Raw genomic sequence first — 25797 nt, forward strand, 5'->3', positions numbered from 1 at the left:
CATGACGACCGAGACCCCGGCCGAGAGGGCCCAGGCCGCGACCGGCGCGCCCGGCTACCGGATCGCGCTGATCCTGCTGGGCATCATCATCACGCCGGTCGTGCTGTCCTCGCCGACGCTCGGCAGCGGCCTGCCCTTCCCGAGCGTGGTCACCTCGGTGGTGGCCGGCTCGCTCGTCCTGATGGTCGTCGCGGTGCTCACCCTGGCGATCGGCGAGCACGCCCGGCAGCCCACCTACGACGTCGTGCGCTTCCCCTTCGGCCGCGGCGGCGCCAAGGCGATCACCGCGCTGCTCGGGGTCAGCGTGTTCGGCTGGGCCACGGTGACCGCCAACGGCTTCGGCACCGCGGCGCAGCGCCTGGTCGCCGAACTGACCGGCGCGCAGGTGCCGCTGCCCGTGCTCGTGGCCTCCGGCTGCGTGTTGTTCGTGGCGGCGACGGCGTTCGGCTTCGAGATCCTCGGCAAGGTGGCGCAGTTCGCCGTGCCGGTGATCGCGCTGCTGCTCGGCTACCTCGTCTACGTCTCCCTCAGCTCGGCGCGCGACTTCGTCACGCCGGGGTCGCCGATGGACTGGGGCGTCGCCGTCTCCTCGGTGGTCGGCACCGGCACCGTGCTCGCCGTGACCTCCGCCGACTTCGGCAGCTTCGCCAGAGGCCGCAGGCAGGCCCTGACCGGCGGCGTGCTCGCCTTCGGGATCGCCTACCCGCTGCTGTTCGTGGCGGGCGCCGTGCCGGCGGCGCTGACCGGGCGGACCGCGCTCATCGACGCCATGGCGTTGATCGCCTCGGCGCTGCCGGCGGTCGCGCTGCTGGTGTTCGCCTCGATCACCGCGAACGCGGGCAACATCTTCCAGGGCACGCTCGCCGTGTCGTCGCTGATCCCCAAGGCCCGGAAGTGGCAGGTCTCGATCGCGCTCGGCGCGGGCGCAGCCGTGCTCGGCAGCTTCGACGTCTCGGCCTGGCTGCCGAACTTCCTGCTCTTCCTCGGCATCGCGGCGCCGCCGGTGGCGGGCATCATCATCGCCGACTTCCTCCTCTACCGGCGCAACGGCTACGACACCGGCGCGCTGTCGTACGGCGCCGCGGTCAGGCTGCCGACGTTCGTGGCGTGGGCGGGCGGGTCGGTCGTCGGCTACCTCACCGCGTACGGCACGTTCTCCCTCACGCACATCCCGTCGATCGACTCCCTCCTGTGCGGCGGCCTCCTCTACGCCCTGATCACCGCTCTGGCCACGTCCAGCCGCCGGGAACGTGTCGCCTAGGCGCGCCGGAAGGAGGTCTCCATCAGGTGCCAGAACGAACGGAAGCGTGTGGCGCCGAGCAGGCACGAGGTGTCCAACTCCCAGGCCTCCCATTCGCCGCCCGCAGTGACGACATACGGATTGAGCAGGTAGACGAGGCCCTCGATGTCCTCGGAGACGCGCAACGTGTGCGGCAGGAAGTCGCCGACATCGGAATCGGCTTCCAGGCCCTGAGGTGCGTCGTAGTCGAAGGAACAGTCGTCGGGCAACTCCGGAACGGGGGAGCCCGGCGGCGGGCCCCATGTGTGTGCGAGGTGCGGGTCCACGTCGCGGAGCCACCCGGCCTCGGCGATGGGGAGTATGTGCAGACTGGTGAAGGACTCCACGTCCCAGCCGTTGGTCACCAAGAGGAACTCCCGGTAGCTGGGCGGCAGGCGGAGGCCGAGGCGCTCCTCGTGCAGCAGGATCTCGGCCTCGGACGCGGGGGCCGTGCCCAGCCACTCGGGCGGGTAGGACGAGGAGTCCTCGCCGGGATCGTCGTCCGTGCCGCTCATCGTGTGGAGACGCGCGGCCCAGGGGTAGCGGGGGGCGTTCATGGACGTACCGTATCCAGGGGAAGGGCCCCCGGTGATCATGCCTGGAGCAGATCCGGGACGTCCTCACCGTCTCCGGCCAGGCCGAGCGCCAGGCCCTCCTCCAGCGGCACCACGCGGAACCGGAACACCGGCTCCAGGAGACATCGGCGTCCAAGGCGCTGATCGAGCACCTCATGCGGTGCACCGCGGACGACTTCACCCGATGCCCCGACTACCGGCGGATGGCCGAGAGCACCACCGGGCCGCACGACCTCGACAAGGGCGGCTGCGTGATCTGAGACGCCGCCGTGGCCTCATCTGCCGGCGGCGCCGGATCCGCGCGCGGGCAGGGCGGCGCTGACGGTGAGGCCGCCCCCGGGGACCGCGTTCGCCGACAACCCGCCGCCGAGCTCCGCGAAACCGGCGCGCCTGACGCGCAGGCGGTCGGCCAGCCGTTCCGTCGGCGGGCCCGTGCCGTCGGCGCTCACCGTCAGGCGCAGTCCGCGGGCGTTCACGGTGAGCGCGACGCTCACACACCGCACGGACGCGTCCGTCGCCAAGACGTCCAGCACGTCGAGGATCGTGGCACGGACGAGCCCCTCGACGCGACCCCGCAGGGGCTCGGCGGGAAGCTCTCCTCGCAGGTGCTCATGGTCGCGGCCGCCCACCCGCTCGCCGATCGCGAGTCGGTGTGCAGAGAGGACTTCGGCGACCTCACCTTCGCCGCCCACGGCTCGCCGATCCCGGTGTCGATGGAGGAGGTCTTCCAGCCCTTCCGCACGCCGTCCGGGCGTCCGATCAGCCGCGGGCCCATGGTCTACAACTGGGCGGACATCCTCAAGGTCGTCGGCGCCGGTCAGGGTGTGATCGCCACGGTGGAGGAGGTCACCCGCTTCTACCCGTGGCCCGACCTCGCCTACGTGCCCATCCGGGACGCCCCGCCGGTCTCCTGGGCCTTCGCCTGGCGCACCTCGGCGGAGAACGACCTCATCCGCCACTTCGCCGAGGCGGCCGCCTGTCCCACGTCCGGTTCTCAGAGCGCGGCTGAGGACACCGGTCCGTACCGTGCGGCCGGAGCGCCGGTCAGGTAGGCCCAGTAGCGGTCGCCGTAGGACCAGTGCCACCACTCGCTGGGGTGGTTGGTCAGACCGACCGTGGTCAGCGCCGCGCCGAGGATGCGACGGTGTTCCCGTGCCTCCGTAAAGATTGCCCGGTGTTGGTCACCCGGTACGAGTAGGTGATCAGCTCACCGGCGGCGCCGAACGACGTCGGGGACGCCGACTTCTCCACGCTGATCGCCGGCTCGTTCATCGGGACGAAGGTGACGGTCGACTCGCCCGGCAGGTTGAGCCCGGTGGACGAGGTGATGTTCGAGGCGTCGCTGGTGTACGTGGCGGCCGTCGTCGACGTCACGTCCACGGTCACGAGGCAGAACGCCTGACCGGCGTTCAGGCGCCCGCCGGTGAGTGAGACCTCCGTGCCCCGTCGGGAGCTGTGAGCGTCCCGGCCGGACACGTCGTGGTGGCCTGATGTCGTCGAACGCGTCCTACTGCGGCGGTCTGCGATGGGCCGGTGGCGAGGCCGACACCACCTCGACCGCCGCGGCCACGAGATCGTCGACGACCAGGCAGGCGGGAGCGTCGCCCCAGGCTCGCTCCGTGGCCCGCCCGTCGCCGGTGCGAACCAGGATCGGGCGTACGCCGGCGGCCTGTGCGGCCGCGATGTCCGACGGCCGGTCGCCGATCAGGCAGCTCTCCGACAGGTCGAGGTTCAGCTCGGCGGCCGCGCGTCGGATCATGGCCGGGCTGGGCTTCGGCGCGTCACCCACGTTGTAGCGGGCGGAGATCGCCTGTTCCCCGGCCACCGGACTGCTGTAGATCGCATCGACGGCGACCCCTTCGCCGGCCAGCAGCTCAGACATCCGATCATGGACCTCGTCCAGGGTTCCCGGTTCCACGTAGCCGAGGCCGACGCAGGACTGGTTCGTCACGACGACCAGGGCGTACCCGTGATCACGCAGCAGCCGGAGCGCGGGTGCCGCGCCCGGCAGCAGGTGCATCGCCCCAGGGCCGTGTCTGTAGGTCGGGAGCGTGTTGACGCAGCCGTCGCGGTCGAGGAACACCGCCTTCCGGGCGGGTGCCTCACCCGCGAGACGAACCTGCTCATGCCGGACGGCGCCGACCCGGCCGCCGTCGAGCTCGATGTCGAAGATCCGGTACGGGTGCGGATGCTCGACCAGCGCCGGCGTGACGCTGAAGGTGGTCGATCCGATCGTGGTCGGCTCGGCCCCCGGATGGTAGTGCCCGGACAGGGACAGGACGACCCGGCCGGAGTCGCTGGTCCGCCGCCGGAGCTCCTCACCTTCGGCGTAGGTGTGCGGGTAGCCCTCGTCCAGCCGTGGCGTGATGACGAAGTGCTGGAGATGGACCTGCGGACGCGTGCCGGGGTCGAGCAACGACGAGTCGAACCGCTCCCGTTCGGTCAGCGTGCGACGCGGCACGTTGCCGGTCGACTCGCGATCCCAGAAGCTGACGACGCGTAACCCGCCGACGTCCCGGACGAACGGTCCAGACCCCAGTTCCTCGGCGTGCACGCGATAGCTGTCGTGATTGCCGGGAACGGCGATCCACTCGATGCCGCACTCGTCGAGCATCCGCCGCACGAGGCGATAGTCCGCGCGCACCCGCTGCCAGGCCAGGTCGTCGCGGGCGGCGTCACGCTCAGGGGCGAACAGGTATCCCGGGACGTCCACCAGGTCGCCGGTGATCACGATCAGCTGGGCGCCACGACGGCGGGCGTCGTCGAGCGCGGCCGCCAGCAGCTCGGGAGCCGTACGACTGCGCCGCACCGGCACCGTGGAATGTCCAGGGATGCGGCTTCGGAGATGTATGTCGGTTATGTGGGCGATGCGCATCGGGGATGCTTCTCCTGTCGTGCCAGCGCGTGACTCGAACAGCCTGCGTCCGTCGCGTGACCGTGGTCGGCACTGGCTGAGGCTGTGAGGAATGGTCTGTCCGGTGAGAGCGGCCGCCCTGCTACCGGAAGGCACCGGATCGAGCCGGTGAGATCACCCGGCCGGCGGGGCCGTCGACTGCCGGACCTTGAGCTCGACGGGGAGCTCCCGATGAGGTCTGTCGATCTCGTCGCCGTTCAGGGCGCCGATCAGCATCGTCGCCGCCTGCCGTCCGATCTCGAACCGGTCGAGCGCGATCGTGGTCAGTGCCGGGCCGAGCAGGCGCGAGGTCGGGAGGTCGTCGTGACCGACGACGCTGAGGTCGTGGGGGATCCGGAGCCCGGTCTCGATCGCGGCCTCGTAGACGTAGTGCGCCAGCAGGTCGCTGTCGGTCATGACGGCGGTCGGACGATCGTCTCCGGACAGCGCGCGGACCACCCGCTCGACCGTCTCGTCGGCGGTGCCGCCGGAGATGACGCGGGACGCGAGCCCCTGGGCCTTCATCATCCGTCGGAACAGGGACACCCGTTCCGACGCCGACGACAGCCCGGGGTTGGTGAGCAGGGCGATCCGGCTGTGCCCGAGTTCGAGAAGATGGTCGACGGCCGACCGCACCGCCTGGGAGGCGTTGCCGCGGATGCTCATCGCACCCGACGACCTCGCGCTGCGCGCCGAGTTGACCAGCACCAACGGGCGATCGGACTCGTCCTGCCAGGTCGCCAGCACGGCCTTGCCGTCGATCGGCGCGATCGCCAGCCCGTCGAGCTGCCGATTGGTCATGGCCCTGATCATGTTGGTCTCGCGTGCCTGGTCGAGGTCGGAGGTGCCGACCAGCACCTGGTAGCCCCGCTCCTCGGCGGCGCCGCTGAAGCCGTCGATCAGGCGCAGGTAGCCGGGGTTGCTCAGGTTCCGGCTGATCAGGCCGAGCATGTTGGAACGCTCGACCCGGAGTGCGCGCGCGGCGAAGTTCGGGCGGTAGCCCTGCTCCGCGGCGATCGCCCGCACGCGCGCCCGAAGCTCGTCGCTCACACCGGGGCGGCCGTTGAGGGCCATGCTGACCGCGGTCGGACTGATGCCGATGATCGCCGCCAGCCCCTTGAGGGTCGGACCGCTGGACATTCTCGGCATCAGACGCCCCGGCTCGCCATCGGCTCGCCGTCCGCGGCGTAGGAGTATCCGGCGTTGGGCCCTACCACGGCGTCTATTGTGCCACTTCGCTCGATGATCGGCAGCGTCGGCGAGGTGAGCGAATTGCCGCTGACGACGGTCGCCGCGATCTCCCCGCCGACCGCGGCGTCCAGGTGGACAGCGGGCCCGCCGGTGCAGCTCACCACGTTTCCGGTGATCGCGACGCCGGTCACCCGACGGTCGCCGCCGGTCCTGATCCGGATTCCGGTGGCGGTGCCGGTGAAGGTGTTCGCGGTGATCGAGACGGCGCTGGTGTTCGTCAGGTTGACCGCCCAGCAGGACAGGTCGGTGGCGGTGTTGTTGGCGATCACGACCGAACCGTGCTGGAGACTCGGATGTCCCGTGTGACAGCCGACGAACGTCGGATAGCCGGAGCAGAAGTTGTCGATCACCCGGACGTGGCTGCTGTGGGTGTCGTCCTCGGCGCCCCAGGCCGTCAGCCCCGGTGCGGCCAGGTCGAGGCTGACCGCCTCCGTCTGGTACGCGTGCGGTTCGCGAGCGATCCCGGTGACGAAGCGGCATCCGGAGATGGTCACGTTGCAGGTCGAGTTCGTCTCGATGGCGTGCCACTCGGGCATGTTCCGGATCTCCAGGTCGCGAACCTGGACGTCCCTCGCGTGGTTGAACACCATGCCGAAGGACGGCCGGGGATTCTCGAAGCCGTTCACGTCCCAGACGCCGCCCTCGACCACGATGTTCCCGGGCCCGTCGTGCGCGCCGACGGTCCGGTCGCCGCCGTACGGCCCGTTGACCAACATCGTCTCGATCGGCCCGGTCCGCACGATGCGCGTCGCGGGTGTGAGCGTCAGACGGGTGCCGGCGTGCACCCGCAACGGCGCCTCGCGGAGCCGCCACTCCCCGGGCCCGACGATCACCCGCCCGCCGGCGGACCCGGCCACTTCGTCCAGCGCCTGCTGCAACTCGCGCTCGTCCCGCGCCCCGCTCTGACCAACGACCTCGACCACGGCTCGACCTGTCACGTACGCCTCCGCCTTGCCGAAACTGTTATTTACGGCTCGTCCCGCCGGTGTTACCGTGCCAACTGTAACGTTGAAGTTGAGCGTGGTCGAGACAGAGGATTGATGCCGTGACGTCCATTCAGGGGAGGGGCATGACGGACCGTGAGGCCGTCGCCGCCCGTCCCGGCGCGACGACCCTGATCCCTCCGGACCCGCGGTCGTCACCGCCCGCCGGACGGATGCGACGTCTCGCGCACGCACTGCGACAGCACAAGGTGATCTATCTTCTGCTGTTACCGGGAATGCTCTACTTCCTGGTGTTCCACTACCTTCCGCTGGGCGGCGTGTCGATCGCCTTCATGGACTACTCGCCGTTCCTGGGGCTGAGCGGCTCGACGTGGTCCGGGCTGGACAACTTCGCCAAGCTGTTCGACGATCCGGAGTTCGTCGGCACGGTACGCAACACTCTGATCATCTCGTTCCTGCAGATCGCGTTCGCGTTCCCGGCTCCGATCCTGCTGGCGCTGCTGCTCAACTCGCTGCTCAGCGAGCGGACGAAGCGCGTGGTGCAGGCCGTCGTGTACCTGCCGCACTTCCTGTCCTGGGTGATCGTGATCGCCGTCTGGCAGCAGGTGCTGGGCGGTGCGGGCGCCTTGGCCGACCTGTTCCAGCGGCTCGGCCTCGACGGCGTCAACGTGATGGCGAACGCCGAGACGTTCAAGATCCTGCTGACCTCGCAGGTGATCTGGAAGGACGTCGGATGGGGGACGATCATCTTCTTCGCCGCCATCGCCTCGATCCCTCCCCAGCTGTACGAGTCGGCCGCGGTGGACGGGGCCGGATCGCTGCGGCGCACCTGGCACATCACCCTTCCGGGAATCCTGCCGGTGATGGTCCTGCTGCTCATCCTCAGGCTGGGCAACGTCCTGTCCGTCGGTTTCGAGCAGATCCTCCTGCAACAACCGTCCGTCGGGGCCGAGGCGGCGCAGGTGCTGGACACGTTCGTCTACTTCCGCGGCGTGCTCGGTGGCGACTGGGGCATCGGCGCCGCCGCCGGCCTGCTCAAGGGCGCCATCGGCACCCTGATGATCGTCGCCGCGAACCGCATCGCGCACCGCGCCGGCAGCGAAGGACTGTTCTGATGACGTCATCCCACCAGCCGGTCTGGGTCGAACGACCGAACCGGGTCGTGACGACGATCAAGGGGATCCTGATCGGCGCGATCCTGCTGGTCATGATCTACCCCTTGGCGTACGTGATCCTGAACTCGTTCGCCGGCCCGGAGGCCACGACGACCGCCGGGCTGATCCCGAGCGAGTGGAGCCTCTCGTCGTACAGCACGATCTTCAAGGGCGGGATCGTGCAGCGGTCGTTGGTCGTCTCGATCCTGATCACGCTCGTCGGCACGGCGCTGTCGCTGGCCGTCACCTCGACCCTGGCCTACGCGCTCACCAGGACCCGGCAGGTCCCGGGGATCCGGCCGGCCCTCTACCTGGTCCTGCTGACGATGATCTTCAGCGCCGGCATCATCCCGAACTACCTGGTGGTGAAGGCGTTCGGGCTGCTCGACTCCTACTGGTCGCTGATCGTCCCCGTGCTGGCGTCCGCCTTCAACGTGGTGGTGATGCGGAACTTCTTCATGCAGTTGCCGCGGGAGCTGTTCGAGGCCGCGCGGATCGACGGCGCCGGGGAGCTGAGCATCTTCATCAAGATCGTGCTGCCGCTGTCCAAGGCGGTGCTGGCGGTGATCGGGCTGTTCTACGCGGTGTCGTACTGGAACTCGTTCTTCAACGCGCTGCTCTACCTCAACGACTCGTCGAAGTGGCCGATCCAGCTGGTACTGAACTCGTACGTCCTCCAGGGGGCGTCGATGAGCTCGATGAACGGCGCCGAGATGTACAACCTGCCCTCCAGCCAGTCCGTGCAGATGGCGGTTCTGGTGATGGCCACGGTCCCGATCCTGATCGTCTACCCGTTCCTGCAGAAGTACTTCACCAAGGGCGTGCTGACCGGCGCCATCAAGGGCTGACCGCCCGCGCCGCCGCCACCCGTCACCACTTCGCGCCTCAGACCAACTTGGGAGTTTCCGCATGTCCTCACAGTCGAATTCGCCGCGTGCCGGCGGCGTCCCCATGAGCCGGCGGGCCGCGCTCGGCCTGGGGTTCGGCGCCGTCGCCGGGGTGGCCCTGACCGGCTGCGCGTCCGGTGGCGCGGGTCCGTCCGGCACGAGGAAGGCCGCGGTGCCGCCGCCGACGTACGTCGCGCCGCCGGTCTATCCGGGGGCCATCGTCCCGGAGGTGCCCGGTGTCCCGACGGCCTATGCCTCGATGCCGAAGAAGCTGACCAGGACCGTCGCCGCGGTGCCGGGCCGCGGCGGCGCCGTCCGGCATTTCCACCTGACCTGGGGGCCGCCGGCGACCCCGCTCGCCGAGAACCGGTGGTGGCAGGGGCTCAACGAACGTCTCGGCGTGGACTTCAAGGTGACGGAGGTGTCGGCGGGCAGTTACGACGCGAAGTTCGCCACCATGCTGGCCGGCGGCGACCTTCCCGAGGTCGTCCAGCTGACCTTCACCGCGGGCTGCATGAAGGCCGTCAAGCAGGGCGCGTTCGCCGATCTGAGCGAGACCCTGTCCGGCGACAAGGTGCTGGAGTACGCCAACCTGGCCAACGTCCGCACCGAGCAGTGGCAGGCGTGCACCATCAACGGCGGGTTGTGGGGCGTCCCGATCGACGTGCCCGTCGAGCTGCTGGAATTCCGGTACCGGAGGGACTGGGCGGAGAAGGTCGGCTTCTCCAAGCCGCCGGCCGACGCCGCCGAGACGGCCGAGCTCCTGGTCGCGATGACGAAGGGGAACCCGGAGAGCGGCAAGAAGACCTGGGGGCTGACGGCCTTCCCAGGGATGGCCCTCGACCTGGCCTACGGCATGTTCGGCGTACCCAACACCTGGCGGTACGAAGGCGGCGCGCTCACCCACGCCATCGAGACCCCGCAGTTCGAGGCGGCCATCGCCTGGCTGGCCGCGCTGTGGAAGAAGGGCGGGATGCATCCCGACGCGCTGGCGCTGGGCAGCCAGACCGACCGCTACCGGGCCTTCGTCGTCCAGGGCCAGGTCGGCATGGCGGTGGACTCGGCGGCGAACTTCCACCGCCCGAACTCCCAGTACGGCGCGGTGGTCGCCAAGCTGGACGGCGCCTTCGCCGCGTTCGTCCCGCCGGGTCATGACGGGTCGAGCAAAGCCGTCTTCCGGAAGACCGCAGGGGTCTACGGCATCAACGCGATCTCGGCCGAGGTCGCCAAGGACAAGGAGCGCCTGGCCGAGATCCTCCGGCTGCTCAACTGGCGGCGCGGGCCCGTGGGCAGCGAGGAGTGGTACTACCAGGGCTGGGGAGCCGAGGGCGAGTACTTCACCCGCGGGGACGACGGGGATCCGGTCGCGGTCGAGGGCACCAACCTCGACGCGGACAAGGGTGCCATCGCCTACGGACTGACACCGCAGAGCTGGATCTTCCCGACCGCCAAGGAATGTGTGGAGACCAACTCCCAGATGGTCCGCCAGTCCGTCGCCAGCGCGGTCGAAGGGCTCCAGTCGGACACCCAGGACGCCCGCGGCGCCCAGCTCGACCAGCTCTTCGCCACCTACATCAACCAGATCGTGGTCGGCTCCCGGCCGCTGAGCGACATCAAGACCTACCGCCAGGCCTGGCGCAGCCAGGGAGGCGACCAGATCCGCCGCGAGTTCCAGGAGCAGTTGAAGCGGCGTTGACAGCCACGTTCCCGACCCCGGAAAGGGAGACGACATGACAGTGAGTCGACGGGCCGCGCTCGCGGCCGGTGTACTGGGCGGCGCCGCGGTGATGGCGACGGGCGGCGCCTCGGCGGCCCAGGCCGCACCGAGCGGGCCCGGCCCGAATCCGCCGGTCGCGGGGGAGTCCGACAGCGTGCGCAGGTTACGGCAGCAGCTCAACCTCGCCGCCGTCGGAGACCGGAGCCTGGAACGTGACGCCGGCGGGCGTTGTGTGGTGGTCGCCCCGGCGGGCGTCCACGTGCTCAAGCGACCCCTGATGATCGGCGGCAACACCACGCTGCGGGCGGCGGGCGCCACCTTCACCTCCGACATCGCGGTCCAGCCGCAGACGTACCACAAGGACAAGAACCAGCACTCCCCGGAGCCGACCTACCCGGATTCGTTCGTCAGTGTCGGAGCGGTGAACTCCCGCGAGGCGACGTTGTTGCTCAACGCCGTCCCCGATGACTGCACCGGCTACCGGGCAGCCGGCAACATCCGGCTGGAGGGCGGCACATGGGACCCGACGGCGCACTTCGTGCGGAACGCGACCGGTGACGATCGTGCCCGGGCGACGGCCGCGCCGCCGATGAACGCGATCACCTTCGAGCACACGCACGACGTCGAGCTGTCCGGCGTCACCGTACGCAACGTCAAGTGGTGGCACGGAGTCGAGCTGAACGCCGTCCACACGGTGACCGTCAGCGAGTGCCGGTTCGAAGGCTGGGTCGAGGCGCCGACGGCCGGGCTGTGGCACGGTGAGGCGGTTCAACTCGACCTGCCGACCGACGGGACCACCTGGGGCGGGGTCGCCGACAACACCCCGACCACCGACGTCCGGATCATCGACAACTACTGCGGCGCGTCGCAGGAGTATCCGGGCTGGGGCAAGCTCACCGGCTCCCACACCGGCGCTCCCGGGGCGGTGCACAGCGACGTGTGGATCGAGCGCAACCTGATCGAGAACGCGAAGTGGGACGCGATCGGACCGATGAACACCTCCCGGGTCGTCATCCGGGAGAACACGATCAGGTCGAGCTGGGGCGGCGTCTACGTGAAGTCGATCAGCCCGAATCCGAACGGAACGATCGACATCATGGGCAACGACATCACGCTGACCGAGGGGTCGACCCGGCCCGCCGTCGGCGTGAACGCCACCAACGCCGCCCTGCCGGTCGGCGATGTGGCGGTCTACGCGAACACGGTCCGGGGCGGCGGGTTCAGCTACAGCGCCAACGTCACCTTCAGGCGGGAGCCCCAACGGTGACGTCACATCCGGGTCGCCCGTCGTGCCCTTCGAAGGCCGCAGCGACGGTTTGACGATCCCGTCCCAGGGGCCGGGCGGTGCGCGGCGTCCGCGTCCCGCCCGGCTTCCGTCGCCGTTCCTACAGGGTGACGACGGTCCCGGTGAGACGGGCTTCCTGTGCCGCCCATGCGATCTCGTGACTGTGCAGGCTCTCGCGGGGGTCCGGAGAGGATCGGGGACGGGTCGTTCCCGCTGAGGGCGTCCAGGAACGCGGTGACCAGGCCCTGGTCGCCGCCGCTGTGACCCTCCGCGGGCGGGTTGTCGATGACCTCGACGTTCCCGGTCACGAAATCGGTCACGGTCAGTTGGGCGCCGTCCGCGAGCCGCGGCTGCTCGGCGAGCAGCCTTCCCGGCGTCCCGGATCGGGCTCGGCCACGGCGGTGAGCCTGGCGCGGACGTCCGCCGTCGCGTGCCTCGTGTATCTCGTCCCCCGGTCGCCCGCACCGACCAAGGCCGGCCCAACCTGTCGCATGTCCCCAACTCCAATTATGAGAAGACGCGACGTAAAGCTAGGGTTACCGCATCCCGACCGTCAAGGGGCCTTATGACAACTCTCGGTGTTACCAACGACACCGCCCTGCTGCGTCGTCTCAACACGCGCGCCACCCTGCCCGTCCTGCGCCAGGGCGGGCCGCAGACGCTGACCCAGCTCGCCCGCGCCGCCGGCCTGTCGCGGCAGACGGCTGAGGTGGCGCTGTCCGACCTGACCGAACGAAGGCCGGCGGAGGAGTGCTCGCCGACCGAGGGCTGGGAGGACTCGTCCGTCGTGCTCGCCGAGGCGGGACGGGTCGTGGGCGGCGGGTTCTCGCACGCGGGGGAGTCGCTGCTCATGCGGGTACGGGCCCACCTGGCCGAGACGTGCCTGAACCCTCCCGAGGTCACGCTGTCCACGTTCGGCGAGGAGAGCATCGCGCTCGGCGCGGTAGGCATGGCACTCGACCACGTCGAGCGGGAACGGCTCGGGCTGTGACCGGAGAAGGCGGCCTCCCGTGTCCTTAGAGGTTGTGCTCGCGGCCGTCTTCGCCCTGGTCACAGGCGTCAACGACGGCGGCGCCCTGCTGGCCCCCGGCCACAAGCTGCCCACGGTACGGCCCCGTACCGGCATCGCCGTGCTCGTCGCGATGAACGCGCTGGTCCCCCTGCTGACCCAGGAGGTGGCGCAGACCTTCACGCGACGCCTGGCCACGCCACAGGGCCCGCACGCCCGGCAGGCGGTGGCGGTGGCGGTGATCGCGGCGCTGGTCGTCGTCCTCACCCTCAGCCATTTCGGCAAGCCCACCAGCCTCACCCTGGCCATCGTCGGAGGGCTCACCGGGGCCGGGATCGGCTGGGGGATGCCCGTGGCGGCCGGGCCGGTGGCGCTCGTGCTGGCGGTGGGGCTGGCCGCGCCGTTCGCCGGGGCGCTGGCGGCGCCGGTGGTGGCGCGGTTGCTGGGCGCCGTGACCGCGAGCCGGGGGCTGGCACGCTGGCACTGGGCCGGGTTCGCCGTGCAGAGCCTCGCCTACGCCGCCAACGACGGTCAGAAGATGACGGCCGTGTTCGTCCTCGCGCTGGGCGTCCCGGACGCGCCGCTCCCCGTCACGCTGACGACCGCGGCCCTGTTCGGCGTCGGAGCGCTGTACGGCCTGCCCAAGGCGGGCCGCACGCTGAGCATCGAGATCGTCCCGGTCCGCCCCCTGTACGGCGTGGCCGCGCAGGCCGGCTCCGGCCTCACCGTGATCGGCTGCGCCGCGGCCGGTCTGCCGGTGAGCATGACCCAGGCGGTCGCGGGCGGGTTGATCGGGTCGGCGATGGCGGAGGGCGGCGGCAGGGTGCGCTGGCACGCGGCCGTCAGGATCGTGCTGGCCTGGCTGCTGACGTTGCCGACGAGCGCCCTGCTGGCGGGGCTGGGGGCACTCGGGTGGGGGATGGTCGTGTGAGCCGGCTGAGCCGGGTGCGTGACCTGCTGGCCGGGCGCATGGACACCGCGCTGACGGAGGCCCTGGCCGGACAGCTGCGGGCGACCAGGGAGGGCGCCCGGCTCGCGCTGGCCATGGTGGCGGGCGAGATCGACAACACGGGCGCGCACGAACGTATGCGGACGATCGAGCACCTCGGCGACACCCAGCGGGCCCGGCTGGTGGTGGCGCTGGAGTCCGTCCTGATCACCCCGATCGACCGGGAGGACCTGTTCCGGCTCTCGCGCGCCATCGACGACGTGCTCGACGCGCTGCGCGACTTCGTCAGGGGAGCCCACCTCTACCGGCTCCCCGGGCAGGCCGGCTTCACCCCGCTGCTCGACCAGGTGATCGCGGGCATCGAGGCGCTGGACGAAGCGGTCCGCGCGCTGGCGTCGAAACCGTCGGCGGCCGTCGGGGACGCCCTGGCGGCCAAGAAGGCGGGCGGCGCGGTGCGCAGGATGTACCAGTACGAGATCGCCCGGATCTTCACCGGCGAGCTGACCGCGGACAAGATGAAGGAAGGAGAGCTCGCCCGCCGCCTTGAGATCGCGGGCACCGCCATCGCGGCCGCCGCCGACGCCGCGGCCGAGGGCGCGATGAAGCGCTGATGCGACCGTGAAGGTGCCGGAACCCGGTTCGGGTGCCGCCTTGTGCGGCGACGGCGAATGCGGTGGACTCAGTTGATCACGAGAAACCGCGGGGATGTGCCGGTGTCTCGGCCAGATCCGAGAAGGGGCAGGCAAGAATGAGGTTATCGCGGAGCGGTCAGAAGATGTCTGACATGTCGGGCCTGCGGAGCATCATGGAGGACGTCGCGACCTCCACCGCCTCGGGCGCGTCCGACTGGCTGAACCTGAGCATCGGCAACCCCGCCCAGATCAAAGAGGTCCTCGACGCCTGGAAGGACCTGACCGCGACGGTCGTGGCAGAGGACTACGCCTCGACGACCAGCCGGTACGGCCCCTCGCGCGGCATGCCCGCCATGGTCGACGAGATCGTCGCCCACTTCAACGCCCGCTACGGCTGGGGCATCACGGCGGACAACGTCGTGGTGGGACCGGGCAGCCAGATGCTCTTCTTCATCGCCACCGCCCTGTTCGCCGGCCAGGCCGCGGACGGCTCGCTCCAGCGTGTGGTCCTGCCCATGACCCCGGACTACGCGGGCTACCTCGGACTGTCCATGGACCCCGACGGCGTGACCGGCATCGCCCCCGAGGTCGAGCTGACCGGCGACAGGTCCTTCCGCTACGCCTTCGACTTCGACGCGGTGGAGCGGTGCCCCGAGGTCGGCATGCTCCTCCTGTCCAGCCCGAGCAACCCGACCGGCCGCAGCATCGACGGCGACGAGCTGGCCCGGCTGGTCGACGTGGCGCGGCGCCGTGACGTGCCGCTCATCGTCGACCACGCCTACGGCGCCCCCTTTCCCCGCGTCGCCGCCTCCCGGGTGGCGCCCCAGTGGGACGAACACCTGATCAACTGCTTCACCCTGTCCAAGGCGGGCCTGCCGGCCGAACGCATCGGGTTCGCGATCGGGCCGTCCCGGTACATCCGTGCGATGGTGTCGTTCATGGCCAACTCCGTCCTGCACGCTCCGCAGCTCGTGCAGCTGGTGGCGGCCAGGGCGATGTCCTCGGGGCTGCTGGACCGGCTCGCCACCTCGGCGATCAGCCCGTTCTACCGGGCCCGTCGCCTCTACGCCGAGCGCCTGCTGGCCGATCTCCTGCCGGACTCCGTCGCCTGGCGGCTGCACGAGGGAGAGGGCGGGATGTTCTGCTGGTTGTGGATCGATCACGACTGGTTCGACGACATGGCCCTGTACCAGCTCATGAAGACCAAGAAGGTCTTCGTCGTGCCCGGCCGCCACTTCTTCGGGAAGCCGATGCCGGCGTCGCACGCGACGCGGTGTTTCCGGATCAGTCTCACCCCGGAGGAACCCGTGATCGCCGAGGGCGTGGCGAGGATCGCGGAAGGACTGCTGGAACTTCGCCGGTCCTCCTGAGGCTCACGCCGTCCCGCCCTCGGCGGCGCCGGACGGGTCACGCGACCTTCTGGGCGATCCCGTCGGCCGCGGACCGTTCGACGGCGGCGAGGAGGCGGTGGTGGCGCAGGGCCGTCTCGAAACTGGGCTGCGGCTGCCGGCCTTCGGCGATGGCCCGGGCGACCTCCTGATAGAGGGCCGCGATGTTGGCCGGCGGGCCGGACCGGACGCCGGCCGGGACGGTGCGATAGCTGTCGGGCATGGCCAGGACGTCGTCGCCGATCCTGACGTCCCAGTCGCCCCAGTGGATGAACGTCCCGCGCTGGACCGGGGTGGCGGTCAGCGTCCCGTCGCTGCCGACGAGCTTGAGCAGGAACGCGTCCTGGATGGGACCGTGGCCGCCGTGCACGGCGACGGAGGCGGTGGCGCCGCTCGCCAGCAGTCCGTGCAGCAGCACGTGGCTGGGGGTGGCGTTGGGCACGGTCCGTTCCGTCCCGGTGACCAGGACGCGGTCGTGCGTGCGGGGCAGCCGGGCCGAGACCTCGGCCATCGGGCCCGCGACCCGTTCGAGGGTGGCCAGGAAGTGGCCGGCCATGATGGTCAGGATGTCGGTCCCCTCCGCGGGGTCGAGGCCGAAGACCAGTTCAGGCCGGATGCGGCTGCCGCCCCAGGGCGCGCCCTCCGCGACCAGCGCCACCGATTCGAGCGTGCCGATCCGGCCGTCGGCCAGGAGGTCGGCGGCGAAGCGGGCGCTCGGCGCGTGGTGCCCCTGGAGGACGACCGCGTGGACGACGCCCGCGGCGGTGGCCGCCTCGGTCAGCTCGCCCGCCTCGTCGGCGTCGACACCCAGCGGCCATTCGGACACGACGTGCTTGCCGGCGTCGAGCGCTGCCCTGATCACGGCGGCGTGCCCGGAGGCCTTCACCGAGACGACGACGAGGTCGACCTCGGGGTGCCTGGCGAGTTCGCCCGCGTCGGCGAAGGCGTGCCGCACGCCATGGGCGGCGGCGGCCCGGTCCGCGCTGGCCTGCTTGGTGGTCGCGACCGCGGTCACCTCGAACGCCTCAAGCGCGGCGAGCGCGGGCAGGTGCGAGCCGTCCGCCCAGCCACCGGCCCCGACAACTCCGACTCGGATCATGCGTTGCTCCTTAGTTGTGTACCTAGCGGTATGAAACTAGGGCAGTGCGGAGCCGTCGCGCAAGAGATAACGTACCGATAGGTATAAAACTTGGCAGAGAGCACGGAGGACCGCATGCCCGGGGGACGCCCACGCTCGTTCGACGCGGACGCCGCACTCGACCGCGCGCTGGAGGTGTTCTGGCGGCAGGGCTACGAGGGCACCTCGCTGACCGACCTGACCACCGCGATGGGCATCAACAAGCCCAGCCTCTATGCCGCCTTCGGCAACAAGGAGGAACTGTTCGGCAAGGTCCTCGCCCGCTACCTCGACGGCCCCGGTGCCTACACCGCCGCCGCGCTGGACGCACCCACCGGCCGCGAGGTCGTGGAGCGGCTGATCCACGGAGCCGTGGCCCTGACCGCGGGCGAGGACACGCCCGAGGGCTGCCTCTGCGTCAAGAGCGTGCACGCCGGCGGCCCCGACTCGCACGCCGTGCGCCAGGACGCCGTCGCCGTGCGCAAAGCCGGTGAGGCGGCGCTGCGCAGGCGGCTGGAGCAGGCCGACGACCTGCCCCCCCACTACGAGCCGGCCGCCCTGGCGGCACTCGTCCACACGATCTCCGACGGCATCGCCGTCCAGGCGGCGGCCGGTCGCGGTCGCGACGAGCTGCGGCAGGTCGCCGACCTGGCGTTGCGCGCCCTGCTGGACTGAGCCTGCTGGACCGAGGTCGCAATCCTGCCGCCTGATCGGCCCGCAGCGGGCGCTGACCGCGAGACGTGTCGAGAAATATGGAACTTCGCCCGCGTTCATGGCAATTACTCGTGTCATGTTCGAGGACATCCGAGAGGCGACAGATGCGACACGAGAGCCAGGCGGCTCCCTCCTCCTGGCCCCAAACCGCCGAGGGCCCGTCGCCCTGGCGCGAATCCGAGCGGTTCGCCGTCCTGTTCACCCGTCACGCCCCTGAGCTGAAGCGCTACGTCATGCGGCGGCTGGGCCCCGAGCCGGCCGACGACATCGTGGCCGAGACCTTCGCCGTGGCCCTGCAACACCTGGCGTCCTACGACGGCGGCAAGGGCAGCGAACGTGCCTGGCTCTACGGGATCGCCACCAACCTCGTCAGCCGGCATCGGCGCCGTGAGATCGGCCTGTACAAGGCGCTGAGCCGCACCGGCGTCGACGCCGTGATCGAGCCGTTCACGGACGAGGTGGACCGGCGGGTGAGCGCGGGCGGGGCGAGCAGGCGGCTGGCGAAGGCGCTGGCCGGGCTCTCCCGGGCGCACCGGGACACGTTGCTGCTGGTGATCTGGGGCGAGCTGACGTACGACGAGGCCGCGGCGGCGCTCGACGTGCCGGTGGGGACCGTCCGGTCGCGGGTGAACAGGGCGAGGGCCAAACTGCGCCGGGTGCTGTCCGACGTCGATCCGGAAGAGGGGTAGACCGTGGTGAACGAGATCGAGATGCTGCGCCGGATGCGCGACGAGGTTCCCGAGCGGCCCGACGTGTCGCAGGTCCGGCTCAGGATGGCCGCGCACCTGGAACGCGCCCCCGCACGACCGAAGCGACCGGCGTACCGGCTGAAGTTCGGGCTCGCGCTGGCCGCGGCGGGGGTGCTGGCGGCCGCGACCGCGGCGGTCCTCGTCCCGGCCGGCGGGGACGAGCCGCGGCCGCGGCGGCCGGCCGTGCCGAGCGCGGCGATGGTGCTGGAACGGGCCGCGCTCATGGCGACCCGGAGCGCACCCGCCGAGATCAGGCCCGACCAGTGGTTCTATCTCAAGGAGTCGCAGCACATGGGGGCCGACCTGCCGACGTTCGAGACCTGGGACCGCATGGACGGGACCAGGTCGGCGCTGCGCCAGGAGGGCGGGGAGCTGAAGATCGGCCCAGCCGAGAAGGGATCGACGACCGTGCGGCGCACCCAGCGGGAGGTGGCGGCCATGCCCGCGGATCCCGACGCGCTGCTGCGGTACGTCCGCGACGACGTCTCGGCGCGGATGCCGTTGTCGATCTGCGGGCCGGAGTGTCCGCCGGAGATCGCGCAGGACGTCAAGGCGTTTGGGACGATCGGGTGGTACATGAAGTTCGGGCCCGTGATCCCGCCGGACACGGCCGCGGCCATGTTCCGGGCGCTGGCGAAGATCCCGCACGTGTCCGTCGAGGAGAACGCCACGGACATGGACGGCCGTCCCGGCGTCGGCGTGGTCTTCGACGCGGGTCAGTTCGGCAAGCTCTCCTACGTGCTCAGTCCGGGCGACTACCGCTATCTGGGGGTGAAGGCCGTGAGCGACGGCCAGAGCGTGGGCATGTCGGTGCTCGGCTCGGGGATCGTGGACCGGCCGGGTGACACGCCCTGATGAGCGCCGGCGGCGGGCTTCACAACATCCCCAGCACGCGGCCGAGGACGCGCTCCCATCGGGTCCGCAGCCAGCGCCGGTAGAAGACCTCTTCGAGCAGGCTGTTGACGACGAACACCACGACGATGGTGACCAGGAGCGTGACGGGGTCGACGCTCGCCGCGTAGTCGCTGGGTGGCTCGGCCGGCGGGCCCGCGTAGGTGAGCGCCGGCCAGAGGGCCACCGGCGCGACGGGGCCGTAGTGACGCCAGGCCGCGGGCCTCTCGTGGAGAAGGCCCCGAGCCGCGGCATCGCGCCGCGACAACAGCAGCACGGGTACGGCGAGCAGAAGACCGGCCTTCAGCAGCGTGTGGGCCGGTGACGACCGCCGCGTCGAGGTGGACGTATGGCTGGCGTGCCTGATGCGCTCACGTATGGAGTCGCCGGCGGAGCAACGCCGCGAGGGCTGGTCGGGCGAACGCCACCTCTGCCGTCTGGCGGTCGCCTCCCGTCACGGCCTGCCGCATCCCGAACGGATGGGGCAGGAGTTCGCCGACGCCGGCCCGGAAGGGCAGGCCATGCGACTTCACGTGTTCATGGACGGCCTGACGCTCCAGACGGCGGCCTGTCCGCACCACTTCACCCCCCAGGCCGTGCGCCGGATGGTCCACGACGAGCTGTGCCGCCTCGCCGAGGCGCCGTCGCGGTGACCGCGGGACGTCCGCGGATCGCTGGGCCGATCTCGCTACTCTGTGGTACTTTATACTGGTACTCGGTGCCACCGGGTACCGGGAAGAAGAGGATCCGCGATGGACGGCCTGACGGAGATGCTGAAGGGCACGCTTGAGGGCTGCGTGCTGGAGATCATCGGCAGCGAGGAGACCTATGGGTACGCGATCACGCGCCGCCTGAACGAACTCGGCTTCACCGACGTCGTCGAGGGGACCGTTTACACCATCCTGCTGCGCCTGGAGAAGAACAGGCTCGTGCAGGTGACGAAACGACCGTCCGGGGTGGGCCCGCCGCGCAAGTTCTACGCGCTCAACGAGGCGGGGCGCGAAGAACTCGCGACGTTCTGGGCGAAGTGGGAGTACATCACATCACGGATCGACAGCCTCAAGGAGGTCGGAAGATGAACTTCTGGGAGACCATCACGGGCAGCGATCTCACCAGGGAATGGAAGGCGTTCGAAGCCCGGGCCGGGGCGTTGCCGGCCGACCACCGGGCGGCGTGGGAGCAGATCAAGCAGCACCTCTACCCCCACGCGGACTTCACCGGCCGGAACCTGATGCCGATCCTCGACGGCGCTCTGGGGCTGCTCGAAGAGGCGGCGGCCGACGGGCGCGGCGCTCACGAGGTGCTGGGTGACGACATCGCGGGCTTCTGTGCGGCGCTGGCCGGCGGAGAAGGGGCCCGGAACTATCGCGACCGCTGGCGCGAGCAGTTGAACAGGAACGTCGCAAGAAAACTGGGCCGGCTGGGAGGCTGACGTGGGCATCCAGGACATCATCGAAGGCAAGAAGCAGTGGCGGGCGCACCTGGCGCGGGTCAAGGCGCTCCCGCCGGACTACGAGATCGTCTACAAGGAGATTCAGAAGTACTTCTTCAAGGTCGGACCGGTCGACCTGCATGACGGGCCCCTGCTTCCGGGGATCGTCGACTTCTTCGAGGAGGGCGTCGCGGCCGGGAAGGGAGTGCTGGAACTCATCGGCACCGACGTCGCCGCCTTCTGCGACGACCTGATCAAGGACTCGCGCACCTACGCGGACGTCTATCAGGAGTCCATCACCGGGAAACTCGGCAAGGCCCAGCAGTAGGGAAAAGGGCGGGAGGTGCGACCTCGTCCGGCCTGTCATGATTCAACGGACAGTGACCGTCAAGGCTGCCTATATTCAGGGAACAGCATCCCCCTGTTGGAGGCCTAGGTGTCCGATGTGCTCGCCAAGGATCTCAGCCGCCGAGTCGTGACGAGAATCGCCCCTTCCGAACTGCCGCTGTTCGACCAGACCTGGGCCGCGCTCGGCGGCAGGAACAGGCCGAGGTCTCGCCGGGATCCGCTCGGGTTCGGGTTGCCAGGGGTGGACGAGCTGCTGGTGACGGCCATCGTCTCCGGCGTCGTGACCACCGTGCTCGCGGACGTGGGCAAGGACGTCGGCTCGTGGACGGGCCGGCTGATCGGCCGGTTGCGCCGTCGTCCGCGGGAGCTGCCCGAGGGCCCGCCGCCGTTGCCGCCGGCCCGGCTGGCGGAGATCCGGACGGTCGCCTACCGCAAGGCCCGCCGGATGGGCATGTCGCAGGCGCAGGCCGACGCGCTGGCCGACGCGGTGGTGAGCGAGCTCGCCCGCAATCCGTCATGAGAGGCCGTCTCCCGTCGGCCACCACGTCCGCGTTCGTCCTGCTGATCAGCCTGACCTTCGCCACGACCGCGATCTACCGGCCAGGGGTGTTCGACCTGCTGTCGGTGCAGGGGACGGAGGTCGCGGCGAAGGTCAGGGAGGCGTGTCAGCTGGCGGCGCTCAAGGGCCTGGACGACCCCGCGTGCGAGGTGGTGAGGCGTGGGGCCCGTCAGGATCTCCGGCTCGGCGTGCTGCTGTGTTTCGCGACGCTCGTCCTGCTCACCGGGCTTCAGTACTGGTTCGGCCCGGCCTGGCGGATCCGCCGCAGGCGGCTGCGTCCGGTCGTCGGCGAGGTCCACGACGAGCTGCGGCGGATGGCCGGGGAGGTGCTCGGCGGCCGGCGGGTCGTCTTCCTGCTCGACGTGCTCAACCCCGGGGTGGCCGGGCTGGCGTTCGGTCGCATCGGACGCAGGTATGTCGTGATCAGCCGGGGCACCTGGATGTTGTTCGAGCGCGACCGGCCGCTGTTCCGGGCGGTGGTGCTGCACGAGCTGGCGCACGTGCGCAACCGGGATCTGACGATCACGGCGGTGACGCTGGCGATGTGGCGGTCGTACGCCGCGGTGATCCTCGTGCCTGGCCTGCTGGCCGCCATGAACGGGATGTTGTCGGGGCGGGCGCCGTTCCTGCGGTCCGAGCAGATGCCGTTCGGCTCGAACGTGATGTTGTCGTGGTTGTTCGCCGTCCAGATCACCGGTCTGGCGGTGCTGTCGTGGCTGACCCGTTCGGTGGTGCTGCAGTCGCGTGAGCTGCTGGCCGACGCCCGCGTGTTGTCCTGGCAGGAGGACGCCACGCCGCTGCGCCGCCTGTTCGAGCAGGCGCCGGCCGCGCGCCGCCGGCCGGTGTCGCTGCGGGTGCGCACCCACCCGCATCTCGCCGTACGCCGGGCCGCGCTGGACGGGCAGGCGCCGCTGGTCCGCCAGGGCTTCGTCTTCCCGCTGGCCCTGGGCGGCTGTTTCTCCCTGACCATGGATCCCGCCACGTCGCTGACCGCGCAGGGACGCACCAACACGTTGCCGTGGCCGGCGGAGGCGTTCGCCCTGCTGCTGGCCGTCGCCCTGGGGCTGCGGGCGTTGCGGGCCGTGGGGGCGCCCGGCGACGCCGTGCACGTGCCGCTGGGCCTGGCCGCGGGGCTGGCGGGCGGCTGGGTGCTGGCGCCGAGCAGGCTGACGGACCACGCGCTGGCCCCGTTCCCCGTGTCGGTGCAGTTCGGCGGGCTGGTGGTGCTCGCGGTGGCGGGCCTGCTGCTGGGGTTGTGGGTGCGGTGGGTGGCGAGGGTGTGGGCGCCGCGGGTGCGCGGCCTGTGGTCGGCGCTGGCGCCGTTGTCGCTGATCGCGGCGGTCGTGACGCTGAGCGCTCGGATGTTCTACGACGTCCAGACGCAGATCATCGTCGCCCACGTCCAGAAATATCCCGCCGTATCGGATCCGCTGGCCCAGGTTCTGATCACGGCGCAGATCATGCTGGACTCCCGGCTGTCGGGGGGCGTTCTGCTGCTGGTCGCCATCGTCCTGCTCATGCTGACCCCGATGGCGGTGCGGCTGGCCGACCTCGGCGAACGCCGGCCGCCGGCGCCGCGCCGCAAGGGCCGCCTCGCCCTGGCCCTGGCCTGCGGAGCAGCCGCGGCGGTGATCACGGCGGTCGTGTCGGGCACGGTGAACGGCTACATCTTCCAGCGCTCCGGCGCCACCGTGTCGGGCCTCATCGCCGCCGGCGCCGCTTCCGGCGCCGCCCTGGCGGCCGCCGTGGCGGGTTGGTCCAGGACGTCGCCGGTCGCGAAGGGCATGGTGACCGGACTGGCCGCCGCGGTGCTCTACGCCCTCGTGCTGGAGCTGGTGGTGCTCCCCCTACGGGCGGCGCTGCCCTGGATGCTGCACATGATCATCCTGGAACGCGTGCTGGAGGCGGCGCTGATCGCCGGTCTGACCACGGCCCTGCTGTCCCGGCTGCTGCCCGTCCAGGTGGCTCCGGTCGCCGAACCCGTACGAGGCTGAGGTCGGGGCTGTTCAGGCGACGACGGGTTCGCCGCTCAGCGCGACCCCGGCCCGGCGCAGCTCGTCCAGTGCGGTGCGCGTGGTGTCGGCGGCGACGCCGGCGGTGTAGTCGAGCAGGACCCGCACGGTGAAGCCCGCGCGAGCCCCGTCCAGCGCGGTGGCCTTCACGCAGTGGTCGGTCGCGATGCCGACGACGTCGAGGTCGACGACGTCACGGGCCTTCAGCCAGGCCGACAGCGTCGTGCCGTCCTGGGTCGAGCCCTCGAAACCGCTCTTGGAGGCGGAGTGGGCGCCCTTGAAGAAGACCTCGTCGACGTACCCGGACTCGACGGCGGGCGCGAACTCCGGGTGGAACTCGCCTCCCTCGCTGCCGACGACGCAGTGCACGGGGAAGGAGTTCTGGAAGTCGGGGTCGTCGGAGAAGTGGGCGCCCGGATCGATGTGGTGGTCACGGGTCGCGATGACGAAGGAGTACTGCCCGTCGGCGCTCCGGAGCAGCTCGGCGATGGCGGCGGCTCGATCGGCGCCGCCCTTGACCGGAACGCTGCCGCCCTCGCAGAAGTCCTTCTGCACGTCGACGATGATCAGTGCACGACTCATGGAAATCCCCTCTCCCCGACTGTCGCAATGAGTGTATGGGATGTCACATTGAGTGCTCTCGGGCGAGGCGGCGTGGCGTGCGGCAGCCCGGCCCTGGCCAAGGCCGGGCTGGACGACTCGTCGATCTAGCGCTTGACGGAGAGCAGCCGGTCCACGGCGAACGGGACGATCTCCGGCTGCGCCGCCTTCGTGCGCGCCGGGCTCTGGCCGCAGAGGCCCAGCAGCAGGTAGTCGACGGTGGCGTAGTCGATGGGGCTGATCACGATGTTGCCGTTCTCGTCCAGGCTCTGGTACTTCGTGCGGTTGACGCCCATGGAGAGCTGGCGGGCGCCGTCCGGGCTGGTGTAGGAGTCGGTGGCCATGCCGAAGACGCCGCCGCTGTGCCCCCAGAACCGTCCGCACGGCAGGTCGGTGGCGTAGATGCCGAGGCCGTAGGCTCCCGACACCCCGGCCACGGGCACCGTCTTCTGCATCTCGGCCAGCTCGGCGGGGCGGAGCAGCTCGCCGCGCAGCAGCTTCCGGTAGAACTGGTTGAGGTCGTCCATCGTGGACACGACCGCGCCCGCCGTGGTGATCCACGACATGTTGTAGACGCTGTAGTCCTTGGGCGGGTCGATGAAGCCGAACATCGACTCGTACGCCTTCGAGTGCGGGCCGGGGATGACCGGCGTGCGCGGGAAGGACGTGTGCCGCAGGCCCGCCTTGCGGATGACGTTGCGGGTGATGTACCGCTCGGCGTTCTCGCCCGTCACCTTCTCCAGGAGCAGGCCGGCGATCAGGTAGTTGGTGTTGGAGTAGATCCCCGGCGTGGCGCCCGGCTCGCCGGTCGGCGTGGCGGCCAGGCCCAGGTCGACCAGCTCGCGCCGGGAGAAGGTGCGGAAACGGTTGTCGTCGAGGCTCTCGAACGTGCCCTGGAGCAGCGAGGGGAAGGCCGGGCCCACGTGGTCGGCGATGTGGCTCGTGTGGTTGAGCAACATCCGTACGGTGATCTTCTGGCCGCGCTCGCCGGGCACCACGTCGGGCAGGTAACGGGCGATGGGGGCGTCCAGTTCGACGGTGCCGCGGGCCACCTGCTGGAGCAGGGCCACCGCGGTGAACGTCTTGGTGATGCTGCCGACCCGGTGCACCATGTCGGGGCGCACCGGACGGTTCGTGGCGACGTCCGCCACGCCGGCGGCGCCCCGCCAGTCGCGTTCCCCGTCGCGGACGGCGGAGTAGATGCCGTACATGCCGGCCTGATGCACGGCGTCCAGCGACCGGCGCAGCGCCTGCCGGTCGGGCCCGGTCTCCCGCGCCGGGGTGGGGGCGGCCTGGGCCGGGGTGGCCGCCGCCAACATTCCGGCGGTCAGGGCGGCGGTCAGGGCGGCGGCCGAGGCGTTCTTTCCAAGCGTCCGGATGGTCATGGCGTAAGCATGATCCGAACGCGGCTC

General features: G+C 70.5%; 30 protein-coding genes. 19 read left to right on the forward strand and 11 right to left on the reverse strand.

All coding sequences use genetic code 11. From position 1 onward, the window contains the following. Position 1: 1 nt before the first annotated feature. On the forward strand, positions 2 to 1261 hold the full coding sequence (locus ACWCSU_RS41525) for a cytosine permease (protein WP_449942137.1): 1260 nt from the start codon (positions 2 to 4) through the stop codon (positions 1259 to 1261). On the opposite strand, the gene ACWCSU_RS41530 is transcribed toward ACWCSU_RS41525, so the two are convergent. Next, positions 1258 to 1836 carry an SMI1/KNR4 family protein gene (locus ACWCSU_RS41530; RefSeq protein WP_449942138.1) on the reverse strand — a complete coding sequence of 193 codons (579 nt, stop codon included), beginning with the start codon at positions 1834 to 1836 and terminating at the stop codon, positions 1258 to 1260. The genes ACWCSU_RS41525 and ACWCSU_RS41530 overlap by 4 nt on opposite strands. A gap of 293 nt (positions 1837 to 2129) precedes the next feature. After that, positions 2130 to 2387: a hypothetical protein gene (locus ACWCSU_RS41535; protein WP_449942139.1), complete on the reverse strand. Its 258-nt coding sequence runs from the start codon at positions 2385 to 2387 to the stop codon at positions 2130 to 2132. 78 nt (positions 2388 to 2465) lie between these two features. Here ACWCSU_RS41535 and ACWCSU_RS41540 point away from each other — a divergent pair, with 78 nt between their 5' ends. Then, positions 2466 to 2906 carry a LysR substrate-binding domain-containing protein gene (locus tag ACWCSU_RS41540; protein ID WP_449942175.1) on the forward strand — a complete coding sequence of 147 codons (441 nt, stop codon included), beginning with the start codon at positions 2466 to 2468 and terminating at the stop codon, positions 2904 to 2906. On the opposite strand, the gene ACWCSU_RS41545 is transcribed toward ACWCSU_RS41540, so the two are convergent. From ACWCSU_RS41545 to ACWCSU_RS41565, 5 genes are all read right to left on the reverse strand, one after another. Next, positions 2849 to 3022, reverse strand: a complete 174-nt coding sequence (locus ACWCSU_RS41545) for a M15 family metallopeptidase (RefSeq protein ID WP_449942176.1) — start codon at positions 3020 to 3022, stop codon at positions 2849 to 2851. The genes ACWCSU_RS41540 and ACWCSU_RS41545 overlap by 58 nt on opposite strands. Further along, positions 2974 to 3330 carry a DUF7507 domain-containing protein gene (locus ACWCSU_RS41550; RefSeq protein WP_449942140.1) on the reverse strand — a complete coding sequence of 119 codons (357 nt, stop codon included), beginning with the start codon at positions 3328 to 3330 and terminating at the stop codon, positions 2974 to 2976. The genes ACWCSU_RS41545 and ACWCSU_RS41550 overlap by 49 nt, the downstream gene beginning before the upstream one ends. Before the next feature lie 31 nt (positions 3331 to 3361). Beyond that, positions 3362 to 4729 (reverse strand): HAD-IIIA family hydrolase, encoded by a 1368-nt coding sequence (locus ACWCSU_RS41555; RefSeq protein WP_449942141.1) that lies wholly within the window; start codon positions 4727 to 4729, stop codon positions 3362 to 3364. Positions 4730 to 4882: 153 nt separating this feature from the next. Next, positions 4883 to 5887 (reverse strand): LacI family DNA-binding transcriptional regulator, encoded by a 1005-nt coding sequence (locus ACWCSU_RS41560; protein WP_449942142.1) that lies wholly within the window; start codon positions 5885 to 5887, stop codon positions 4883 to 4885. A gap of 8 nt (positions 5888 to 5895) precedes the next feature. Then, on the reverse strand, positions 5896 to 6936 hold the full coding sequence (locus tag ACWCSU_RS41565) for a hypothetical protein (RefSeq protein ID WP_449942143.1): 1041 nt from the start codon (positions 6934 to 6936) through the stop codon (positions 5896 to 5898). 131 nt (positions 6937 to 7067) lie between these two features. On the opposite strand from ACWCSU_RS41565, the gene ACWCSU_RS41570 reads away from it, so the two are divergent. From ACWCSU_RS41570 to ACWCSU_RS41605, 8 genes are all read left to right on the forward strand, one after another. Then, complete coding sequence (locus tag ACWCSU_RS41570; RefSeq protein ID WP_357707284.1) at positions 7068 to 8057, forward strand: ABC transporter permease; 990 nt, start codon at positions 7068 to 7070, stop codon at positions 8055 to 8057. Continuing rightward, positions 8057 to 8944, forward strand: coding sequence for a carbohydrate ABC transporter permease (locus ACWCSU_RS41575; RefSeq protein ID WP_449942144.1), 888 nt, complete (start codon positions 8057 to 8059; stop codon positions 8942 to 8944). The genes ACWCSU_RS41570 and ACWCSU_RS41575 overlap by 1 nt, the downstream gene beginning before the upstream one ends. A gap of 61 nt (positions 8945 to 9005) precedes the next feature. After that, the gene (locus ACWCSU_RS41580) at positions 9006 to 10679 is read left to right on the forward strand and encodes an extracellular solute-binding protein (RefSeq protein ID WP_449942145.1); all 1674 of its coding nucleotides are present in this window, start codon (positions 9006 to 9008) and stop codon (positions 10677 to 10679) included. Between the two features lie 34 nt (positions 10680 to 10713). Then, positions 10714 to 11967 (forward strand): hypothetical protein, encoded by a 1254-nt coding sequence (locus ACWCSU_RS41585; RefSeq protein WP_449942146.1) that lies wholly within the window; start codon positions 10714 to 10716, stop codon positions 11965 to 11967. A 583-nt stretch (positions 11968 to 12550) separates the two neighbouring features. Then, positions 12551 to 12976: a hypothetical protein gene (locus ACWCSU_RS41590; protein ID WP_449942147.1), complete on the forward strand. Its 426-nt coding sequence runs from the start codon at positions 12551 to 12553 to the stop codon at positions 12974 to 12976. Between the two features lie 19 nt (positions 12977 to 12995). After that, on the forward strand, positions 12996 to 13925 hold the full coding sequence (locus ACWCSU_RS41595) for an inorganic phosphate transporter (RefSeq protein ID WP_357707289.1): 930 nt from the start codon (positions 12996 to 12998) through the stop codon (positions 13923 to 13925). Continuing rightward, entirely contained in the window at positions 13922 to 14554 is a 633-nt protein-coding gene (locus tag ACWCSU_RS41600) for a DUF47 domain-containing protein (RefSeq protein WP_357707290.1), read from the forward strand. The genes ACWCSU_RS41595 and ACWCSU_RS41600 overlap by 4 nt, the downstream gene beginning before the upstream one ends. 137 nt (positions 14555 to 14691) lie before the next feature. Beyond that, on the forward strand, positions 14692 to 15945 hold the full coding sequence (locus tag ACWCSU_RS41605) for a valine--pyruvate transaminase (RefSeq protein ID WP_357707291.1): 1254 nt from the start codon (positions 14692 to 14694) through the stop codon (positions 15943 to 15945). Between the two features lie 37 nt (positions 15946 to 15982). On the opposite strand, the gene ACWCSU_RS41610 is transcribed toward ACWCSU_RS41605, so the two are convergent. Beyond that, entirely contained in the window at positions 15983 to 17062 is a 1080-nt protein-coding gene (locus ACWCSU_RS41610; protein ID WP_449942148.1) for a Gfo/Idh/MocA family protein, read from the reverse strand. Between the two features lie 90 nt (positions 17063 to 17152). On the opposite strand from ACWCSU_RS41610, the gene ACWCSU_RS41615 reads away from it, so the two are divergent. From ACWCSU_RS41615 to ACWCSU_RS41625, 3 genes are all read left to right on the forward strand, one after another. After that, entirely contained in the window at positions 17153 to 17755 is a 603-nt protein-coding gene (locus ACWCSU_RS41615; RefSeq protein WP_357707293.1) for a TetR/AcrR family transcriptional regulator, read from the forward strand. A gap of 143 nt (positions 17756 to 17898) precedes the next feature. Then, positions 17899 to 18483, forward strand: coding sequence for an RNA polymerase sigma factor (locus tag ACWCSU_RS41620; RefSeq protein WP_449942149.1), 585 nt, complete (start codon positions 17899 to 17901; stop codon positions 18481 to 18483). 3 nt (positions 18484 to 18486) lie between these two features. Beyond that, a complete protein-coding gene (locus ACWCSU_RS41625) occupies positions 18487 to 19398 on the forward strand; it encodes a CU044_5270 family protein (protein ID WP_449942150.1) in 912 nt (303 codons plus the stop codon). A gap of 19 nt (positions 19399 to 19417) precedes the next feature. Here the strand turns inward: ACWCSU_RS41625 and ACWCSU_RS41630 are convergent, their stop codons facing one another. Continuing rightward, positions 19418 to 19621, reverse strand: coding sequence for a hypothetical protein (locus ACWCSU_RS41630; protein WP_449942151.1), 204 nt, complete (start codon positions 19619 to 19621; stop codon positions 19418 to 19420). 124 nt (positions 19622 to 19745) lie between these two features. Between ACWCSU_RS41630 and ACWCSU_RS41635 the strand changes: the two genes are divergently transcribed. The 6 genes from ACWCSU_RS41635 to ACWCSU_RS41660 all read left to right on the forward strand — a co-directional run bounded on the left by ACWCSU_RS41635 (position 19746) and on the right by ACWCSU_RS41660 (position 23767). Beyond that, entirely contained in the window at positions 19746 to 20087 is a 342-nt protein-coding gene (locus ACWCSU_RS41635) for a TetR family transcriptional regulator C-terminal domain-containing protein (protein WP_449942152.1), read from the forward strand. Between the two features lie 99 nt (positions 20088 to 20186). Next, on the forward strand, positions 20187 to 20513 hold the full coding sequence (locus ACWCSU_RS41640) for a PadR family transcriptional regulator (RefSeq protein ID WP_357707298.1): 327 nt from the start codon (positions 20187 to 20189) through the stop codon (positions 20511 to 20513). Continuing rightward, on the forward strand, positions 20510 to 20866 hold the full coding sequence (locus ACWCSU_RS41645) for a DUF1048 domain-containing protein (protein ID WP_449942153.1): 357 nt from the start codon (positions 20510 to 20512) through the stop codon (positions 20864 to 20866). Before ACWCSU_RS41640 ends, ACWCSU_RS41645 begins: the two co-directional genes overlap by 4 nt. A gap of 1 nt (position 20867) precedes the next feature. Beyond that, positions 20868 to 21194, forward strand: coding sequence for a DUF1048 domain-containing protein (locus tag ACWCSU_RS41650; RefSeq protein ID WP_357707300.1), 327 nt, complete (start codon positions 20868 to 20870; stop codon positions 21192 to 21194). Positions 21195 to 21302: 108 nt separating this feature from the next. Continuing rightward, the gene (locus tag ACWCSU_RS41655; protein WP_357707302.1) at positions 21303 to 21734 is read left to right on the forward strand and encodes a hypothetical protein; all 432 of its coding nucleotides are present in this window, start codon (positions 21303 to 21305) and stop codon (positions 21732 to 21734) included. Then, a complete protein-coding gene (locus ACWCSU_RS41660) occupies positions 21731 to 23767 on the forward strand; it encodes a M48 family metalloprotease (protein WP_449942154.1) in 2037 nt (678 codons plus the stop codon). The genes ACWCSU_RS41655 and ACWCSU_RS41660 overlap by 4 nt, the downstream gene beginning before the upstream one ends. Before the next feature lie 12 nt (positions 23768 to 23779). On the opposite strand, the gene ACWCSU_RS41665 is transcribed toward ACWCSU_RS41660, so the two are convergent. After that, entirely contained in the window at positions 23780 to 24367 is a 588-nt protein-coding gene (locus tag ACWCSU_RS41665; protein WP_449942155.1) for an isochorismatase family protein, read from the reverse strand. A 125-nt stretch (positions 24368 to 24492) separates the two neighbouring features. After that, on the reverse strand, positions 24493 to 25770 hold the full coding sequence (locus tag ACWCSU_RS41670; protein WP_364097197.1) for a serine hydrolase domain-containing protein: 1278 nt from the start codon (positions 25768 to 25770) through the stop codon (positions 24493 to 24495). Positions 25771 to 25797: the final 27 nt, after the last annotated feature.

Source organism: Nonomuraea sp. NPDC001699 (assembly GCF_053596455.1).